A 379-nucleotide genomic window follows, 5' to 3' on the forward strand; every position below is an offset into this window, starting at 1 on the left:
GCCGTCCGGGTCGATGACCAGCACGGCGTCGGAGGTCTGGTTGCCGGAGAAGTAGGTGTGCGCCGTGTCGGACCGGAAGCGGTAGTCGGTGTCGGCGGCACGCGTCTTGAACGTGCCCGCGGGCAGCACCAGGCGCTCACCCGGGAAGGNNCGCGCTCGCGGTCGTCCCAGCCGGTCCGCATGAACGCGGCGTAGGCCTCCGGCACCGCCGGATCGTGCGACTCGGTCTTCGGCTCCTTGGGGGCGTCGTTCACGCCGTCCACCGTACCTCCCCCCGTCACGCCCGATCCTTCCGAAAGGACCGGCCCCGATAGGCTTCCGCCCATGCCTGCACGCCGCGACAGCCTCGTCTTCACGGTCGTGGTGACGGTCGCGGTGG

General features: G+C 71.1%; 1 protein-coding gene. It reads right to left on the reverse strand.

Annotated elements, in window-relative coordinates:
- Nucleotides 1–129: aminopeptidase P N-terminal domain-containing protein (locus F0U47_RS21950; RefSeq protein ID WP_246159719.1), on the reverse strand; the 129-nt coding region annotated here is incomplete at its 3' end.
- Nucleotides 130–379 lie beyond the last annotated feature (250 nt).

It is taken from the genome of Nocardioides antri, assembly GCF_008373765.1.
Taxonomy (GTDB): domain Bacteria; phylum Actinomycetota; class Actinomycetes; order Propionibacteriales; family Nocardioidaceae; genus Nocardioides; species Nocardioides antri.